This window comes from Actinoalloteichus sp. AHMU CJ021 (genome assembly GCF_002895405.1).
In the GTDB taxonomy this organism is placed as follows: domain Bacteria; phylum Actinomycetota; class Actinomycetes; order Mycobacteriales; family Pseudonocardiaceae; genus Actinoalloteichus_B; species Actinoalloteichus_B caeruleus.
Genome location: NZ_CP025990.1, coordinates 1,235,703 through 1,253,143, shown reverse-complemented (window position 1 = coordinate 1,253,143; position 17,441 = coordinate 1,235,703). Strand labels below are relative to the sequence as shown.

General features: G+C 73.3%; 17 protein-coding genes. 7 read left to right on the top strand and 10 right to left on the bottom strand.

Annotated elements, in window-relative coordinates; all coding sequences use genetic code 11:
* The first annotated feature begins 57 nt into the window (after nucleotides 1-57).
* Nucleotides 58-1,128, top strand: a complete 1,071-nt coding sequence (locus C1701_RS04980; protein WP_035272898.1) for a DUF4192 family protein — start codon at nucleotides 58-60, stop codon at nucleotides 1,126-1,128.
* A gap of 5 nt (nucleotides 1,129-1,133) precedes the next feature.
* Here the strand turns inward: C1701_RS04980 and galE are convergent, their stop codons facing one another.
* The 3 genes from galE to C1701_RS04965 all read right to left on the bottom strand — a co-directional run bounded on the left by galE (nucleotide 1,134) and on the right by C1701_RS04965 (nucleotide 4,084).
* Complete coding sequence (gene galE / locus C1701_RS04975) at nucleotides 1,134-2,084, bottom strand: UDP-glucose 4-epimerase GalE (RefSeq protein WP_030103914.1); 951 nt, start codon at nucleotides 2,082-2,084, stop codon at nucleotides 1,134-1,136.
* Between the two features lie 135 nt (nucleotides 2,085-2,219).
* Nucleotides 2,220-3,398, bottom strand: a complete 1,179-nt coding sequence (gene galK, locus C1701_RS04970; protein ID WP_103055613.1) for a galactokinase — start codon at nucleotides 3,396-3,398, stop codon at nucleotides 2,220-2,222.
* The gene (locus tag C1701_RS04965) at nucleotides 3,395-4,084 is read right to left on the bottom strand and encodes a metal-dependent transcriptional regulator (protein WP_026418317.1); all 690 of its coding nucleotides are present in this window, start codon (nucleotides 4,082-4,084) and stop codon (nucleotides 3,395-3,397) included. Before C1701_RS04965 ends, galK begins: the two co-directional genes overlap by 4 nt.
* A 309-nt stretch (nucleotides 4,085-4,393) precedes the next feature.
* On the opposite strand from C1701_RS04965, the gene C1701_RS04960 reads away from it, so the two are divergent.
* The gene (locus C1701_RS04960; protein ID WP_103055612.1) at nucleotides 4,394-5,245 is read left to right on the top strand and encodes a sulfurtransferase; all 852 of its coding nucleotides are present in this window, start codon (nucleotides 4,394-4,396) and stop codon (nucleotides 5,243-5,245) included.
* 22 nt (nucleotides 5,246-5,267) lie between these two features.
* Here C1701_RS04960 and C1701_RS04955 read toward each other — a convergent pair whose 3' ends face one another.
* Nucleotides 5,268-5,927 (bottom strand): DUF3558 family protein, encoded by a 660-nt coding sequence (locus C1701_RS04955; RefSeq protein ID WP_026418319.1) that lies wholly within the window; start codon nucleotides 5,925-5,927, stop codon nucleotides 5,268-5,270.
* Between the two features lie 328 nt (nucleotides 5,928-6,255).
* Nucleotides 6,256-6,927: a FadR/GntR family transcriptional regulator gene (locus C1701_RS04950; protein WP_026418320.1), complete on the bottom strand. Its 672-nt coding sequence runs from the start codon at nucleotides 6,925-6,927 to the stop codon at nucleotides 6,256-6,258.
* 342 nt (nucleotides 6,928-7,269) lie between these two features.
* On the opposite strand from C1701_RS04950, the gene C1701_RS04945 reads away from it, so the two are divergent.
* The 3 genes from C1701_RS04945 to C1701_RS04935 all read left to right on the top strand — a co-directional run bounded on the left by C1701_RS04945 (nucleotide 7,270) and on the right by C1701_RS04935 (nucleotide 11,951).
* Nucleotides 7,270-7,683 (top strand): four-helix bundle copper-binding protein, encoded by a 414-nt coding sequence (locus tag C1701_RS04945; RefSeq protein WP_103055611.1) that lies wholly within the window; start codon nucleotides 7,270-7,272, stop codon nucleotides 7,681-7,683.
* A 257-nt stretch (nucleotides 7,684-7,940) separates the two neighbouring features.
* A complete protein-coding gene (locus C1701_RS04940; RefSeq protein WP_103055610.1) occupies nucleotides 7,941-9,101 on the top strand; it encodes an acetoin utilization protein AcuC in 1,161 nt (386 codons plus the stop codon).
* A gap of 105 nt (nucleotides 9,102-9,206) precedes the next feature.
* Nucleotides 9,207-11,951, top strand: coding sequence for a bifunctional acetate--CoA ligase family protein/GNAT family N-acetyltransferase (locus tag C1701_RS04935; protein ID WP_103055609.1), 2,745 nt, complete (start codon nucleotides 9,207-9,209; stop codon nucleotides 11,949-11,951).
* Nucleotides 11,952-12,083: 132 nt separating this feature from the next.
* Here the strand turns inward: C1701_RS04935 and C1701_RS04930 are convergent, their stop codons facing one another.
* From C1701_RS04930 to dtd, 3 genes are all read right to left on the bottom strand, one after another.
* Complete coding sequence (locus C1701_RS04930) at nucleotides 12,084-12,572, bottom strand: hypothetical protein (RefSeq protein WP_026418325.1); 489 nt, start codon at nucleotides 12,570-12,572, stop codon at nucleotides 12,084-12,086.
* Nucleotides 12,573-12,968: 396 nt separating this feature from the next.
* Complete coding sequence (locus C1701_RS04925) at nucleotides 12,969-13,943, bottom strand: sigma-70 family RNA polymerase sigma factor (protein WP_026418326.1); 975 nt, start codon at nucleotides 13,941-13,943, stop codon at nucleotides 12,969-12,971.
* Nucleotides 13,944-14,214: 271 nt separating this feature from the next.
* A complete protein-coding gene (gene dtd / locus C1701_RS04920; RefSeq protein ID WP_026418327.1) occupies nucleotides 14,215-14,640 on the bottom strand; it encodes a D-aminoacyl-tRNA deacylase in 426 nt (141 codons plus the stop codon).
* Nucleotides 14,641-14,749: 109 nt separating this feature from the next.
* Between dtd and C1701_RS04915 the strand changes: the two genes are divergently transcribed.
* Nucleotides 14,750-15,064 carry a DUF3099 domain-containing protein gene (locus C1701_RS04915; protein ID WP_026418328.1) on the top strand — a complete coding sequence of 105 codons (315 nt, stop codon included), beginning with the start codon at nucleotides 14,750-14,752 and terminating at the stop codon, nucleotides 15,062-15,064.
* A 92-nt stretch (nucleotides 15,065-15,156) separates the two neighbouring features.
* On the opposite strand, the gene C1701_RS04910 is transcribed toward C1701_RS04915, so the two are convergent.
* A complete protein-coding gene (locus C1701_RS04910; RefSeq protein WP_051712801.1) occupies nucleotides 15,157-16,149 on the bottom strand; it encodes a carbohydrate kinase family protein in 993 nt (330 codons plus the stop codon).
* Nucleotides 16,146-17,075, bottom strand: a complete 930-nt coding sequence (locus C1701_RS04905) for a pseudouridine-5'-phosphate glycosidase (RefSeq protein WP_026418329.1) — start codon at nucleotides 17,073-17,075, stop codon at nucleotides 16,146-16,148. The genes C1701_RS04910 and C1701_RS04905 overlap by 4 nt, the downstream gene beginning before the upstream one ends.
* A gap of 59 nt (nucleotides 17,076-17,134) precedes the next feature.
* Here C1701_RS04905 and C1701_RS04900 point away from each other — a divergent pair, with 59 nt between their 5' ends.
* Entirely contained in the window at nucleotides 17,135-17,401 is a 267-nt protein-coding gene (locus C1701_RS04900; RefSeq protein ID WP_026066095.1) for a DUF3039 domain-containing protein, read from the top strand.
* The last annotated feature ends 40 nt before the right edge of the window (nucleotides 17,402-17,441 follow it).

Below are 17,441 nucleotides of genomic sequence, written 5' to 3'. Positions count from 1 at the left end.
ACAGGTCAGCGGGGCGGCGATGGCTGGTCGGGCATGCCGAGGTGAACAGTGGCGGCCATGACCCCGACACCGCCGCCCGCCCTGGCCTCCTGCGTCCGCCTGCACGACCCCGGTGAGGTCGTGGCCGCCGTCCCACACCTGCTCGGTTTCCATCCCCAGGAGTCCCTGGTGGTCATCTGCCTCACGGGTGAGCGGCGGTCCCGGGTCGGTCTCTGCCTCCGGTTGGACCTCCCACCCCGCGAGGACGAGACCGCCGTCCTCGACCACGTGCTGCCGCCGCTGCGCGGTCAGCGCGCCTCGGGCGTGCTGCTGGTCGTGGTCGGCGGCGGCGCCCGAGGTCGGCGCGGCGGACCGCCCCGCCGCGCCCTCGTCACGGCCGTCGAGCGGGCGGCAGCGGAGGCCGGGGTCGCCTGCCTGCACTCGGTGTGGGTGGCGGCGACCTCGGCGGACGAACGGTGGTTCTGCTACGACGAGGACGCCTGCTCCGGCCGCGTTCCCGATCCGGCGGGCACCGTGACGGCGGCGGCCAGCGCACTCGCCGGGTTCGTCACCTTCGCCGACCGCGCGGCGCTGGCCAGGCTCCTCGACCCCGATCCGCCGGCGGATCTCCACCGGAGATCGGAACTCCTCGGGCCGGTGGAGGAGACAGCGGACCTGGAGCGGGCCCTCGACGCCGGTCGTGCCGCCCGCGCTGACCTGTCCGCCGTGCACCGGGCGCTGGAACAGGTTGAGCGAGGCACGTTCGTCGTGACTGACGAGGACGTGGCGAGGATCGCCGTGGCGTTGTCCGAAACCCGGGTGCGGGACGCCTGCATGTCCTGGAGTTCGGGACCGCGTTCCGCGGCCGCCGAGCGGTTGTGGCTGGTCCTGACCAGGGCGACCCCGCCGCCGCACCGTGCGGAACCGGCCGCCCTGCTTGCGGTGACGGCCTACCTGCGTGGCGACGGGGCGCTCGCCGGGCTCGCCCTGGAGGCCAGCCGGGCCGCGGCGCCCGAGCATGCGTTGGCCCGGCTGCTCGGTCGGGCGCTCGCCGCCGGACTTCCACCCGACCGAGTGAGAAGGGTGGTCGCGGACGGAGCGGAGGAGGCCCGCCTGGCGATCGAGTCGGACGGCGAGGACGCCTGGTGACCAGGTCAGCGAGACGCGAAGGCCCACGCGTCGGCGACGATCCTGTCCAGGTCGGTGCGCTCCGGTGTCCACCCCAGCTCGGCGCGGGCCAAGGTGCTGGAGGCGATGAGCCGGTCCGGGTCACCGGGCCGGCGAGGGCCCACCACGGCCGGGATCGGGTGGCCGGTCACCCGCCGGCAGGCGTCGATCACCTCACGCACCGAGAAGCCGTGCCCGCTGCCCAGGTTGTAGATGCGGTGTTCACCGCCCACCGCGTGGCTCAGGGCCAGCTCGTGCGCGTCGGCGAGATCGGTGACGTGGATGTAGTCGCGCACACAGGTGCCGTCCTCGGTGGGCCAGTCCTCCCCGGCGATCTGGATGTGCTCCCGGGTGCCCTGCGCGACCTGGAGCACGAGCGGGATCAGATGGGTCTCGACGGTGTGCCGCTCGCCGTACTGGCCGTGCGCCCCGGCGACGTTGAAGTACCTCAGGCTCACGGCGGCGAGCCCGTGCGCTCGCGCGTAGGAGGTGATGGCGTAGTCGATCGCGAGTTTGCTGGCGCCGTAGGTGTTGGTCGGCCGGGTCGGCGCGGACTCCGGGATCGGCACCTCCTCGGGTTGTCCGTAGGTCGCGGCGGTCGAGGAGAACACCAGCCGTGGCGTGCCGTGCTCCCGCATGGCCTCCAGCAGGCGGAGCGAGGTGACGACGTTGCCGTCCCAGTACTTGGCCGGGTCGGCCATCGACTCGGCGACGAGCGACTTGGCCGCGAAGTGCAGGACCCCGTCGAAGCCTTCGGAGAGCACGTCCCCGGCCACCTCGGCGAGGTCACCTCGCACGAACCGGCACCCGTCCGGCACCGCGTCGGCATGACCGGTGGACAGGTCGTCCAGCACGACGACCTCGTGTCCGCCCTCGACCAGGCGGGCGGCGCACACGCTTCCCACATAGCCCGCGCCACCCGTCACCAGCAGTTTCACGATGGTGTCTTCCCTTTCGCCGCGTCCCGCCCACGGCGGTCGGGACTGGGCGGCCCATTCTGCCCGGTCACGGCGGGTGGCCGAGGCCCCGGCACCCGGAGCCGCGGAGCTCCGGGTGCCGGGGCGGGGTCCCGCTCAGCGGTCGAGGTCCCGACCCGCGCCCGCCGCCGGTACGGCCGAGAAGAACCTGGGGTCCGTCAGTCCCTCAGCGCGGTAGGCGTCGGTGACGGCGCGCCGCACCGCCGGACCGCGCTCGGTCTCGACGAGCGCGATGCCGGAGCCACCGAAACCGCCGCCCATCATGCGGGCCCCGGCGGCGCCGGCCTCCACCGCGACGTCCACCGCCAGGTCGAGTTCCGGGCACGACACGCGGTAGTCGTCGCGGAGGCTCACGTGGGATTCCGTCAGCAGCGCGCCGGCCTCCCACGTCCGGCCGGTCCGCAGCAACGCCACGGTGTCGCGGACCCGCTGGTTCTCCGTGACCACGTGGCGTGCCAGCGGACGCAGCGCGGGGTCGAGTTGGGACAGTCGTTCGGGCAGCTCGCGCGGCTCGATCGCGCTCAACGAGGTCACCCCGAGCTGCTTGACCGCCTGCTCGCAGCCGGCGCGGCGGTCGGCGTAACCCGACTCGCTGTGCTCGTGGCGGGTGCCCGAGTCGATGACGAGCACCTCGAGCCCCTCCGATGCGGGATCGAAGGGCACCTGTTCCCGTTCCTCCGTCGACACGTCGTACAGCAGCAGGTGGGCCTCCTGGCAGCACAGCGACGCCATCTGGTCCAACACGCCGGTCGGGGCACCGACGAAGTCGTTCTCGGCGAGCTGCGCCCAGCGAGCCACCTGGACGCGGTCGGAGTCGTCGGTGACGGGCCTGCCGGCAAGGTCCAACAGCGCCAGCGCGACCGCGCACTCCAGGGCGGCCGAGGACGACAACCCGGCTCCGCTGGGCACGTCGCCGGCGATGACGAGTTCCACGCCCTCCCGCTGGAGGCCCGCGTCCCGGAGGACCCAGGCGACCCCGGCCGGGTAAGCGGACCACCCGGTGACGTCACCGGGCTCCACCTCGGCCAACGGCACCGGAGCCGCCGCTCGCGCGTGCCCGGAATCATCGACGGTGGTCATCCCGACCAGCCCGTCCTCGCGGGGCGAGGCGGCCACCGCGATGCGGTAGGGCAACGCGAACGGCAGCACCAGACCACCGTTGTAGTCCGTGTGCTCCCCGATGAGGTTCGCCCGACCCGGGGCGGACCACACCACCTCCGGAGCCCGCCCGTGCAGCTCCTGGAAGGTGCGGGCCGCCCGTCTCCCCGGCGTCATCGGGTGCGTACCAACACGGCGTGGGCGATGCTGGAGACGATCTCCGCGCTGGCGACGCCCTCCACCTTCACCGGCTGGCCTGACGTGCTCGCCTCCACCCTGACGTCGTTGCCCGGCATCACGCCGGCCGCCTTCAGGTCGGCCATCAGGACCGGGTCGAGCTGCACGTGCTCGGCGATCCGGCTCACCCGGACCAGGCCCCCGCCCTGCCGGGCGACCTCGTCGAGCCTGCGGAGGTCGGCGTCGGCCGGCGGGGCGGCGTCGCCGACCCCGAGTTTGTCCAGCCCCGGAATCGGGTTCCCGTAGGGGGAGGTGGTCGGGTGGTCCAACAGCGCTACCAGCTTGCGTTCGACGGCCTCGCTCATCACGTGCTCCCACCGACACGCCTCACTGTGCACGTGCTCCCACTCCAGGCCGATCACGTCCACGAGCAGCCGTTCCGCCAACCGGTGCTTCCGCATGACCGCGATCGCTCGTTCCCGGCCGGTCTCGGTCAGTTCCAGGTGCCGGTCGTCGGCCACCACCAACAGGCCGTCCCGCTCCATTCTCGCCACGGTCTGGCTGACGGTGGGCCCACTCTGCCCGAGGCGTTCGGCGATACGCGCGCGCAGCGGGACGACGCCTTCCTCTCCGAGCTCGTAGATCGTCCGGAGATACATCTCCGTGGTGTCGATTAGGTCGTTCACGCCAGCTCTCCTGTACGTTTTCGGAGCCAGAGGCATCAGAGGCGGACTAGCGGGGGCTGCCTGTTCGATGAGGTGCTTCCTCGACCGTCCTGATCGCGCGAGGCGATGCTGACCGGACTCCGGGTGACCCGACTCACGGTAACCAGCCCGCCGCCATTCTAGTCGTCTGTTCACACAGTGTTGTTCCCCCTGACAGCCGCCGGGGACGGACCGCGCGGAGTCTGGAACCGTATCGGACGGCAACGACATTCCCCGACCGTCGCGCGCCTCACCCCGCGCGCGGCGATCCGCGGACGAGAGAGGTGGGACATGGGGCCACTGGTCACCCCCGACGAACTGGCCGAACGGCTCGGCGCCGCCGGACCGACGACCCTGTTGGACGTCCGGTGGAGCCTGACCGGACCGCCCGGGCGGGAGGCGTATGACGCCGGCCACCTGCCTGGTGCTGTCTTCGTCGACCTCGACACCGAGCTCGCGGGACCGCCCGGTGCAGGAGGACGACACCCGCTGCCGGACGCGCAGCGCCTGGGCGCGACGCTCCGCGCGGCTGGGGTCGGCGCTGGTCGACCGGTGGTCGTGTACGACGCGGTGGACGGGTCCGCCGCCGCCAGGGCCTGGTGGCTGCTCCGCTGGGCCGGCCATCCCGAGGTGGCGGTGCTCGACGGGGGGTACGCCGCGTGGGTCGGCGCTGGTCACCCGGTCACCACCGAGGTGCCCGCGGCACGCCCTGGCGACTTCGAGGTCGTCCCCGGGTCGATGCCGGTGCTCGGCGCGACCGAGGCCGGCGCGTTGGCCGGGACGGGCCTGTTGCTCGACGCGCGCGCCCCGGAGCGGTACCGGGGGGAGGTGGAACCCGTCGACCCGAGGCCAGGCCACGTGCCCGGCGCGGTGAACGCGCCCTTCGGCGCCCACGTCACCGAGGAGGGGCGGTGGCGGAGCCGGGAGGAGCTGGCCGCCCACTTCGCCGGCCTCGGCGTGCGGCCGGGCCAGGAGGTGGGTGTCTACTGCGGGTCCGGTGTGACCGCGTGTTCGGTGGTGCTGGCCCTGGAAGCCGCCGGGGTCCGGGAGGCTGGCGCGCCGGCGGCGCTCTACCCGGGGTCCTGGTCGGAGTGGTCGTCCGACCCGGCCCGGCCGGCGGTGCTGGGGCCGGATCCGCGCTGAGCGGGACAGGCCCCGACACCGGTCAGCCCGCCGGCAGCCGCTCGACGGCGATGCTGATCGCGTTCTCCACCTGCGCGCAGTAGTCCCCGTCAAGCATCCCCAGGGAGTCCAGGTCGAACCGGAGGGCGTCCGGGGCGCCGTCCGTGGCGATCTGCACGGAGATGTCGCAGCGGCCGGGGTTGTACAGCTTGAAGGCGCTGTTGCCGGCGATGGTCATCGGCGCCACGTCGGAATAGGTGTAGTCCTCGACCACGCTCGGGCCGAACCCGGTGAACTGCATCTTCGTCCACGGGCTCGCGCCGTCGAGCGAGATCTCCCACTTGCACTCGTCCGGGAACTCGTCGCCGCCCGCCTCGATCTCGACCGCGTCGGCGCCGAGCAGCTCGCGGAGTTCGTCAGAACTCAGCAGCTCGCACACCACGACGCCCTCGGAGGTCTTCACGGTGCTCACCTCGCCGGTGGGCACCTGGGGGACCCCGTCGAAGCCGAGGTCGGCCTCGTCGTCGGTGCCGGGGAACGCGGGTTCGGTGGCCGGCGGGGCCGGTGCGTCCGACGACCCGGTCTGCCCCTGGTCCGGTGCCGCGCCGAGGGGGATCGCGGTTCCGGACACCTCGGTGGCGCACGCGCTCAGCCCCGCGGCCAGCAGCAGAGCGCCGACGGCGTTCCAGGTTCGCCTCGTCATGAGGGCCCGCCTTTCCACGGCACGGGCCGTCGCGACGATCGCCGGCGGGCGTCGAAGGCGACGGCTGGGGTTGGACCGAGGGGCCTCGCCACGCGTGGCGTGGCACCACGCCCGTGTGCTTCCCGCGAGGTCCGCTTGACGGCAGAGGCTAACCCAGAGGAGTGATCATCGGCATCCGAATCGGTCAGGAGCACGCGAAGGGCGGTGCCGGTGGGGTGGAGGCGAAGGTGTCCCTCCTGCGGGAGGAGGTTGTCCGAGCGGTCCCGGTCCCGTCACCCCGTCGTGGAGCCGACCGCCCGAGTCGCCTCGTCCGGTCGGGCCGTAGCCACTACAGCGCGGTGCGCAGCCACTGCTCCACGCCCGCCACGTGAACGGTCGCCCAGGACCGCGCGACCTCCGCCTCGCGACTGATGATGGCCTCCGCGATCGCCCGGTGTTCGTCCAGAGTCCGGCGGACGGAGTCCTTCTGGGTCAACCCCCGCCACACGCGAGCCCGGTGCGTGGAGCTGGACAGGCTGTCGACGAGTGAGCAGAGCACCTGGTTCCCGGTGCCTTCCGCGACCCGCCGGTGGAACTCGATGTCGTTGGCGACCAGCTGCTCGATGTCGGTGTGGTCGGTGACCTCGTCGAGCAGGGGCAGCAGGCCCCTGGCGTCCTCGTCGGGCATCACCTGCGCCGCGATCGCCGCTGCCGCCGGTTCCAGGATGCGGCGCACCTCGAACAGCTGGAGAACGCTCTCGTCCTGGTGGAAGTCGACCACGAAGGCCACGGCGTCGAGCAACAACGCCGGGTCCAGGCTGGTGACGTAGGTGCCGTCGCCCTGCCGGACGTCGAGGACGTGGATCAGGGCCAGCGCGCGCACGGCCTCACGCAGGGAACTCCGGGAGAGGCCGAGGTGAGCGGCGAGGTCGGCCTCCCTGGGGAGCCGGTCGCCCGGCCGCAGCTCCCCGTCGATGATCATCTGTTTGATCTTCTCGATCGCCGAGTCCGTCAGCGCCACCCTGTCACCCACCGTCCACGTTCCGGCCGCCCCCAGGCGCGCGCCGTCACCAACAGTTTCCGTCACCACGCGGGGGTGCCGGCAGGCGCCCCAACCCCGTGGCCCAGGGGGGAGCCGCCGACCGGCCGGGCGTGGTCGGCGACGCGCGGGGCCCGCACATCGCGGACCGTGGGGCTCGGGGGCCGGTGACCCGGCGTTCCACGTCGCCCCTCGACGGGACCTTCGCGGCGAGGAGTCATGCCGCGACGGGGTACCCGAGCGGGTGGAGGACGCGAACCGCGCGGCGGCCCGGGTGGCCGGGCGAAGTCGCGGAGGACCACGGCAGGAGCAGGAGGAGCGGCCATGAGCACCGTGACGGACATGCTGAACACCTATCCGGCCGGTCTCGGCGCCGTCGACCGGACGGCCCTGGGCGAATGCGTCGAGGAGTGCCAGCGTTGCGCCCAGGCCTGCACCGCGTGCGCCGACGCCTGCCTGGCCGAACCCGACGACGAGTTGCCGATGCTGCGGAAGTGCGTGCGGACCTGCGCGGACTGCGCCGACGTCTGCGATGCCACCGCGCGTGTGCTCTCCCGGCACACCGGGTACGACGTGAACATCAGCCGCACCCTGGCGCGGGCCTGCGCGACGACCACGGTCTCCTGCGCCGAGGAGTGCCAGCGGCACGCCGGCCGGCACGGGCACTGCCGGGTGTGCGCGGAGGCGTGCCGGCGGTGCGCCGACGCGTGCCAGCGCCTGCTCGCCAATCTCAGCTGACGTCGCGCGGCTGGCCGCCGGTCGCACCGGCGAGGGGCCGGTTCCGCCGCCCAGCCGGCGGACTCGCCGGTCGGCCAGGGAGGCGGCGCCGGTCCCGTCGCCCGTGCCGGTGGCATCCCCGACGCCCCGGGTGCGCCCAGCGCCCCTACCGGCGAGGACCGTGCCGGTTCGTCGGTCAGCTGGCGGCCGGTGCGCCCCAGCCGTGACTGACCCGAACGGGCGACTCGGCGAGCGCCGTGCGGGGTACGGTCGGCCGCATGGACGCCGTGGTCGTGTGGGACGAGTCATATCTCGGTTACAACCTGGGGGAGCACCACCCGCTCAACCCGCGTCGACTCGACCTGACCATGCGCCTCGCCGGAGAGCTCGGGCTACTGGCGGATGTCAGCGTCCTCCGGCCGCCCGAGGCGACGAGCGCGCAACTCACCCGGGTCCACGAGAGCGGGTACGTCGAGGCGGTGCGCGCCGGCCGTCGTTCGGTCGGCCTGCGTGGACTGGGGACGGTCGACAACCCCGTCTTCGACGGGATGCACGAGGCCGCGGCGCTGATCGCCGGAGGATCGTTGGCGGCGGCGCGCGCGATCCTGGACGGCGCCTCCCGTGCCATCAACATCGGTGGCGGCCTGCACCACGCCATGCCGGGGCACGCCGCCGGGTTCTGCGTGTACAACGACTGCGCCGTGGCGATCGCCTGGCTGCTCGACCACGGCGTGGAACGGATCGCCTACCTCGACGTCGACGTCCACCACGGAGACGGGGTCCAGACCGCCTTCTACGACGACCCCCGGGTGTTGACCGTGTCCGTCCACCAGCACCCCGCGACCCTGTGGCCGGGCACCGGACGTCCCGAGGAGCTGGGGACGGGCGCGGCCGAGGGGACGTCGGTGAACCTCGCGCTGCCCCCGGGTACCGGCGATGCCGGCTGGCGGCGTGCGTTCGAGGCCGTGGTCCCCGCGGCGCTCGCGGCCTTCCGCCCCCAGCTGCTGGTCACCCAGTGCGGCGCCGACACCCACCGGGAGGACCCGTTGGCGGACCTGCGGCTCACCGTCGACGGGCATCGGGCCCTCTACCGGCGGTTGCGGGAGTTGGCGGAGACGTACGCCGAGGGGCGTTGGCTCGCCCTGGGCGGGGGTGGGTACGCGCTCGCCCGGGTGGTGCCGCGCTCCTGGACCCACCTGATCGCGACGGTGCTCGACCGCGACCTCGCCCCGGGGACCGGCGTGCCGGGGGAGTGGGTTCGCTACGCCACCCCGTTCGCGGGGGGCGACGCCCTCCCCGCCACCCTGAGCGACGGGGTCGACCCCGGCTACCAGCCGTGGGACGGGACGGTCGACACCCCGGTGGACCACGCGCTGCTCGCCACGCGACGGGCGGTGTTCCCCCTGCTCGGGCTCGACGCGGATGACCGGCGGGACTGAGACCGGGGCGGACCTGGTGCGTGAGTGGCGCCACCCCCGGCCCGGGACGGGTAATCATGAGGCGGTTCGGAGCGACGTGTCAGGCAGGCGGCCCAGGGCGGAGTGATGACGGTGGACGACGGGCAGCGTGCGGGCGGCGACGATCCGGTCGAGGACCTCGGAGCAGACGCGGCGGCGGACTACCCGAGGCACTGGCAGGCCGATGTCGTGCTCGCCGACGGCGGCACCGTGCACCTGCGGCCGCTGCGCCCGGCGGACGGGCCACGACTGGTCGAGCTGCACGCCAGGATGAGCGACCGGACACGGTACTTCCGGTACTTCGGGGCCTACCCGAGGATGCCCGAGGCGGACATGCGGCGGTTCAGCACCGTCGACCACCACGACCGGGTCGCCTTCGGCGCGTTCCTCGGCGACGACATCGTCGCCGTCGGCCGGTTCGACCGGCTGCCGTCGACCAGCTCCGCCGAGGTCGCCTTCGTCGTGGAGGACGCCCACCAGGGCCGAGGGCTGGGTTCGATCCTGCTGGAACACCTCGCCGCCGCGGCGCGGGAGCGTGGGCTGCGCCGCTTCGAGGCCGAGGTGTTGGCGGAGAACGGTCCGATGCTGCGCGTCTTCCGCGACGCCGGCTACTCGGTGCGGCGGGAGGTGGAGGAGGGCATCCTGCACCTGGAGTTCGACGTCGACCCCACCGAGCGCTCGGTGGCGGTGGCCAGGGCGCGGGAGCAGGCCGCCGAGGCCCGGAGCGTCCACAACGTCCTGCACCCCCGTTCCGTCGCGGTGGTGGGCGCCTCGGCGGACCAGGCCAAGGTCGGGCACGCCGTGCTGGCGAACCTGTTGGCGGCCAACTTCGCGGGGCCGGTCTACCCCGTCAACGCCGAACACCGGTCGGTGCGGGGTGTCCGCGCCTACGCCTCCGTGCTGGACATCCCCGACGAGGTCGACCTCGCCGTCATCGCCGTACCCGCGGCCCGCGTCGACGAGGTGCTTGACGCCTGCCTCGCCAAGGGCGTCAAGGCGTTGGTCGTCGTCACCTCCGGGTTCGGCGAGACCGGTGAGGACGGGCGTTCGCAGGAACGCCGCCTGGTCCGCGAGGCCCGCGCGCACGGGATGCGGGTGATCGGGCCGAACGCGCTCGGCGTGGTCAACACCGACCCCGAGGTGCGGCTGAACGCGACCCTGGCGCCGCGCCTGCCCGGCCGGGGGAGGGTGGGGTTCTTCTGCCAGTCGGGGGCGCTGGGAGTGGCGATCCTGGCGACCGCCGCCAACCGGGGACTCGGACTGTCCACCTTCGTGTCGGCGGGCAACCGGGCCGACCTGTCCGGGAACGACCTCCTCCAGTACTGGCAGACGGATCCGGCGACCGACGTCGTCCTCCTCTACCTGGAATCGTTCGGCAACCCCCGCAAGTTCGCCCGGTTGGCGCGCCGGCTGGGACGGACCAAACCCATCGTCGCGGTCAAGTCGGGTCGACACGCCGTCAGTCCCGCGCTGCGGGCCACCTCGGTCCCCGTGGACGAGGCCAGCGTGCAGGCGCTGTTCGAGCAGTCCGGGGTGATCAGGGTGGAGTCCCTAGCCCAGCTCTTCGACACCGCCCTCGTGCTGGCCAACCAACCGCTCCCCTCGGGCGACCGGGTCGCGGTGGTCGGCAACGCGTCGGCCCTGGGGGTGCTCGCCGCCGACGTCGCGCTCGCCCAGGGGATGAGGGTGGCCGGTGATCCCGTCGACGTCGGGGCGGGGGCGGGCCCGGAGGAGTTCGGTGCGGCCGTGCGCGACGCGGTGCGGCGGGAGGACGTCGACGCGGTGGTCGCGGTGTTCGTGCCCCCGCTGGCCGTGTCGGGAGCCGAGTACGCGCGCGCGCTGCGCGCGGTCGTCTTCGAGGACTCGCTCGCGGCCGCGAAACCCGTGGTGTCGACCTTCCTCGCCGCCGAGGGGGTCCCGGAGGAGCTCGCGGTGGGCGGAGCCGACGGCACGGCACCCGGCTGGGGTTCGGTGCCCTCCTACCCCAGCCCGGAACGGGCCGTTGGCTCCCTGGCGAGGATCGCCAGGTACGCGCGGTGGCGGTCGGCTCCGCAGGGTGACTTCGTCACCCCGGCCGGTGTCCGGACGGACCAGGCGAGGTCGGTGGTGGACGGGTGGATGGCGGATCCGCCGGAGGGCAGTGCCGAGGAGGCGGACGGCGGATGGCGGCTTCCCGACGAGGAGGCGGTGCGCCTGCTGCGCTGTTACGGGGTGGACGTCGTCGACTTCCGCCGGGTCCGCGGTTCTGGCGCGGCGGTGCGGGCGGCGGCCGAACTGGGGTACCCGGTGGTGCTGAAGTCACCGGACCGGCGGTTGCGGCACCGCAACGACCTCGTCGGGGTGCGGCTCGACCTCGACAGCGCCGACTCGGTGCGGGCCGCGCACCGGGCGCTGCGGGACCTGTCGGGTTCCTCCGAGGTCTACGTGCAGCGGATGGCGCCGAAGGGCATCTCCTGCGTGGTCGGGGTCCAGGACGACCCCTCCTTCGGCGCGGTGCTCTCGTTCGGGCTGTCGGGGATCGTCACCGACCTGTTGGGCGACCGTGCCTACCGCGCGGTGCCGCTCTCGGACGTCGACGCGTCGGAGCTGGTCCGAGCCCCGCGCGCCGCCCCGCTGCTCACCGGCTACGGCGGGGGTGAGCCGGCGCGGCTGGACGCGCTCGAGGACCTGGTGTTGCGGGTGGCGGCGTTGGCCGAGGACGTGCCCGAGCTCCGGGAACTGAGGTTGGAGCCCGTGTTGGCGTCCTCGGCGGGAGCGTTCGTGACCAGCGCGACCCTCACCATCGGGCCGCCTCCCACCCGGACCGACACCGGGCCCCGGCGGCTGCGCTGAGTTGAGGGGCCCGGAGTGGCCCCCGGGGACACCGTTCCGGGCGCGCTGGCGTCGGGGGTCCTCGGACCACGACACCCCGGGGACCGCGAGCCGGCGGTCACCGGCCGGGTCCCCGGGGTGGGGCCGAGTCCGTCAGGAGGAGGGCGGTCCGACGGTCTCGGTCTCGAGGACGACGGTTCGGTCGCCCAGGGGCTGGTCCAGGTCCACGCTGACCGCGCGGAACCGGATGTCCATCGTGCAGGGGCCGGAGGTCGGGATGTCCTCGGTGAGCAGGAGCGTCACCGACTCCTCGTCCTCGGTCGCGGAGGCGCTGACCGTGCCGCATCCGCCCTCCTGGCCCATCGCCCCGAGGACCGCTCCCTCGTCGAGGGTCCAGACCTCGACCGGGTAGCCCTCGTCGATGGCAGCCGTGTCGACCTGTTCCTCGGGGACGTCGACCGCCTCGGCCGGGCGCGTCTCGGGTTCCTCCGCGCTGGGCGGGGCCTCCTGCTCGCTGCTGGTCGGAGGTGCCTGGGACGGTTGGCCACCCAGCCCGACACCACTGTCTTCGTTGGAGTCGGCGCAGGCGGAGATCCCCAGGAACAGGACGCCGGCGCCGACTGCGGTAGTAAGGCGTCTCATGCTCAGGAGACGGACCCGCTGGTCCGGCGGGTTGCCTCGGTGCCAGGTTTTTTCTCGTCCGTGGGGGCTGGGTGCTGGGGGCCCGCGCCGTCCCCGGGCGGGCGCCGAGGTGGTGACGCGCCCGTCCCACGTCGGGACGGGCGCGGAGTTCCCGGACCGCGTGGACGCCCGGTGACGAGGTGGGGAGGCCCGGGACTCGGTACCGCGCGCGATGTCGCCCGCGGTCGTCGGCCTGGGTGCCCCGGCGCGGACGGCTCGGTGTTCGCGCCGCGTGCCCGCGTAGCGGCCGCCACCGGAGCGGCCCGGCCTGGTCCGGTGCCGAGGTGGGTCCACCGTCGGCGTGGCGCCGGGGCGGTGGGAGGCCGACTCGTCCTGACCCCGGGTGGGTCCTCGGCGTCAGGACGCGTAGGCGCGCAGCCGCTCGGCCCGGTCGCCCTGCCGCAGCTTCGCCATCACCTCGCGCTCGATCTGGCGGACGCGTTCCCGGGAGAGCCCGAAGGTGCGGCCGATCTGGTCGAGCGTGCGCGGCTGACCGTCCTCCAGCCCGTACCGCAGGCGGATGACGTTCTGTTCGCGCTCGTCAAGAGTGGCGAGAACCCGGCGGAGGTCGTCCTGGAGGAGGCCGGAGATCACCGCGTTCTCCGCGTCGGTGGCCTCGCCGTCCTCGATGAAGTCACCCAGTGGGGCGTCCTCCTCCGCGCCCACCGGCATGTCCAGGCTCACCGGGTCACGGGAGTGGTCGAGCAGGTCGGACACCTTGCCCACCGGGAGCCCCGACTCGTTGGCCAGCTCCTCGTGCGTGGCCTCCCGCCCCAGCTGCTGGTGCAGGTCACGCTTGATCCGCGCGAGCTTGTTCACCTGCTCGACGAGGTGCACCGGGAGGCGGATGGTCCGCCCCTGGTCGGCCATGCCCCGCGTGATGGCCTGCCGGATCCACCAGGTGGCGTAGGTCGAGAACTTGAAGCCCTTCGTGTAGTCGAACTTCTCGACGGCGCGGATCAGTCCGAGGTTGCCCTCCTGGATGAGGTCCAGCAGGGGCATGCCCCGGCCCGTGTAGCGCTTGGCCAGGCTGACCACGAGCCGGAGGTTCGCCTCCAGGAGGTGGTTCTTGGCCCGGTGCCCGTCCCGCACCAGTGCGCGCAGGTCAGAGCGACGACCAGGGGACAGCTCGGGGTCGGTGTCGAGCACGTGCTCGGCGAACACACCGGCTTCGATACGCTTGGCGAGGTCGACCTCTTGCTGAGCGGTCAACAGAGCGGTACGCCCGATCCCGTTGAGGTAGACCCGAACAAGATCAGCGGCCGGGCCCTGCGCATCGATGTCCGCCTCGGCGTAAGCTTCCGAAGTAGGGACGGTCTGCGGGACGGTCATTGACTTACCTCCCTGTCGGGATGCTGGAGCGCCGCGTCGGCGGGCGCGACGCGTCAGCGGAGGCCCGGGGATTCGCGCCACCGCTGCCGGGTTCCCAGGCCGTTTTCGACGTTTGCTACCCGCTCAACGCGGTGGATCGCGGATTCGTTCCCGTTCCGTTGCCAAAACGCGGTCGTGCACGTCACAGAAGTGGCGTTGTCACCCGAAGGGAGTAGTGGCGTTACTCGGGAGTGGGGTCTCGTGACGGGGACGGCTGGCCCATCCGACGACGTCAGACCTCCACGAGCACCGTGAAGGGGCCGTCGTTGACACTCTCGACCGCCATGTCAGCCCCGAACTGGCCAGTGGCGACGGTCGCTCCCCTCTCCCGCAGGTCGCGTACCACCTCCTCGACCAACGGCCGCGCGCGTTCCGGTGGTGCCGCCGCGGTCCAGGACGGCCGGCGCCCCTTCCGGGTGGCCCCGTAGAGGGTGAACTGGCTGACGACGAGCAGGGGTGCCCCGCTCGTCGCACAGGACTCCTCGTCCCGCAGCACCCGCAGTTCGTGCACCTTCCGCGCCAGCGCGCGCGCCTGGTCCGTGCCGTCCTCGTGCGTCACGCCGACCAGCACCAGCAGTCCTGGGCGCTCGATCTCGCCGACGGTCCTCCCGGCGACCCGCACCCGGGCCCGGGTGACCCTGGACACCACCGCTCGCATCCGGGCACCTCCCCACCACGAGGACCGTCCCCGAGGATGTCCGGACCGTACCCGGCGCCGGCAGGGGCGCCGTCGCCGACAGTGAGACGATGGGAGCGGAGGTGGTCTCGTGGCCGATTCACCGGCGCAGTCACGGCCCGTGCTCATCACGGAGGCCGCGCCGTCGCAGGACGACCAGCTCGCGGCGCGTCAACGCAAGTACATGATCATGATGTGTGTCCGAGGTGGCTGCGTGATCGCCGGCGTGCTCTGCTACCAGATCTGGTGGCTGGCGTTGTTGCTGGTCGCGCTGTCGGTGCCGTTGCCGTGGATGGCGGTGCTCATCGCCAACGACCGACCGCCGAAGAAGGCGGAGCGGGTGAGCCGGTTCAAGCGCGACCACCGGCGTCTCGAGTCGCGGGAGCACACCGTCATCGACCAGTAGCTCGCCGAGCCCGCCCCGCCGGGGCCGTCCGGCGCCAGGCGGGGCGGGCGCTCCGGGTGGGGAGGCGGGAACCGGTCCCCACCCGGCGGGACTCAGGCCGAACCGACGGCCTCGGGCAGCGACCGGATGACCGGCGGGGTCGCCGACGGGGGCTGCGCCCCGACGTGCCGCACCGCCTCCGTACCCGCGAGCACCCCGGCGGCCAACGCCTCCCGTGCCGAGGCGCCCCGCAGCCAGGCCGCGACGACGCCGGCGTCGAAGGCGTCGCCAGCCCCCGTGGAGTCCGCGCACTCCACCCGCGGCGCTGGCACCCCCCGCACACCGTCCCGGTCGACCCACCAGGCGCCCTCGGCGCCGCCGGTCACCGCCACCGCGCCCACCAGGTCCAGCAGCCCTTCGGCCGACGAGGGGTCGGCCGAACCGGTCAGGGCCAACAGCTCGTCCTGGTTGGGCAGCAGGAGGTCGACCCCGCGCACGGCCTCCAGGAAGTCCTCCGAGCCCTCCCTGGTGAGCAGCACGGCCGCCTGCGGGTCCACCGAGGTGGTGAGCCCGGCGGCCCTGGCCCCCCGCAACGCGGCCAGACCCGCGTCCCGGGAACTCGCGTCGAGCAGCACGTACCCCGAGAGGTGGAGGTGGCGGGGCGCGGACCACCCGGGCGTCCCGGCGAGGGCGGTGCCGTCGATGACGGCCGGGTCGACGTCCGACGGGGAGAACCGGGCGTTCGCCCCCCGGTCCGGCACCATCGTCCGTTGCCCCGTGCCATCGACCAGGACGATCACGCAGCACGTGGGCTCGTCGGGGTCGACGGCGAAGGCGCAGCGCACGCCGGCGGCCTCCAACTCCGTCTCGGTCTGCCGGCCCGCGGCGTCATCCCCGACGCGGGCGACCAGCACGGGGTGAACCCCCTCCCTGGCCAGCCAGGCGGCGGTGTTCGCACCGGCACCGCCGGCGGTCATCCTGATCCGAGCCCGGGTGTCCCCTCCGGTGACGAGCGGGTCGCGGTGCCTGGCCACGACGTCGAGACCGGCGTCGCCGACCACCACCACGGTCGGGGTGCCGTTCCCCGGCGGCGCGGTGCCCGTCATGCCCGCACCGGTCCGGACCGCTCGGAGATGGCCACGGCGACGTCGGCGGCGACCTCGGCGTTGTGCACCACCAGGCCCTCGTTGGCGACGAGGCTCGCGCCACCGCTGCCCGAGTGGAAGTGCTCGAGGAGAACCGGTGTCACGTCCTTGCCCCGCACGTCCCGGCTCCTGAGCAGGTCGAGACCCTCGCGCAGCAGCCGGTCGTGGAGGTCCCGGTCCATCTCGACATCCGAGGGCACCGGGTTGGCCACCAGCACGCCGGAGTCGCCCGGGACCTCGGTCCGGTGGGCGAGCACGGTCGCCGCGACCTGGTCGGCGGTGTCCACCCGCCACGGGGCCGGCAGCCCGGAGTCCCGCAGGTAGAAGGCGGGGAACGCGTCCGTCCGGTACGCCAGCACCGGGACGGAGTAGGTTTCCAGCACCTCGAGGGTGGCGGGGATGTCCAGCACCGACTTGACCCCGGAACACACCACCACCACCGGGGTGCCGGCCAGGACCCCCAGGTCAGCCGACACGTCCCAGCTGGTCGCCGCCCCCCGGTGGACACCGCCCAGACCTCCGGTGGCGAAGACGCCCACGCCCACCGAGTGGGCCAGGGCGCAGGTGCTCGCCACGGTCGTCGCCCCGCTGAGCCCCAGCCCCAGCACGGGACCCAGGTCACGCTGGGACAGTTTCACGAGCCCGGCGTCGGGATCGCACACCCGGTCGAGCTCGTCGTCGGACAACCCGATCCGGGCGACCCCGTCGAGCACCGCGATGGTGGCGGGGACGGCGCCCCGCTCCCGGACCACGGCCTCCAGCCTGGCCGCCACCTTCCGGTTGTGACCTGGGGGAAGCCCGTGGGCGAGCAGTGTGCTCTCCAACGCCACCACCGGCCGGCCCTCCCGGACCGCGGTGGCGACCTCCTCGCTCGCCCGCGTGCGCATGGAGCTGACCACGCTCCGCCTCCTGTTCTCGTTCACCCCTGGTCGAACCATGGGGCATCATGGGTCATGTGAGTACGCCGACCCAGACTCTGCCTGATGTTGACACGCGGCCGGAGCACACCGAGGACACCGGTGGCGACGAGCCGAAGATGTTCCACTACGTGCGGAAGAACAAGATCGCCGAGAGCGCGGTCATGGGCACGCACGTGGTGGCGCTCTGCGGCGAGGTGTTCCCCGTCACGCGGTCGCCCAAGCCGGGCGCTCCGGTCTGCCCGGACTGCAAGAAGATCTACCAGTCGCTCCCGCCCGGCGGCGGTGACAGCTGATCCGGCGGCGGCCGCGCCGCTGAGCGCGGCCCCACCGACG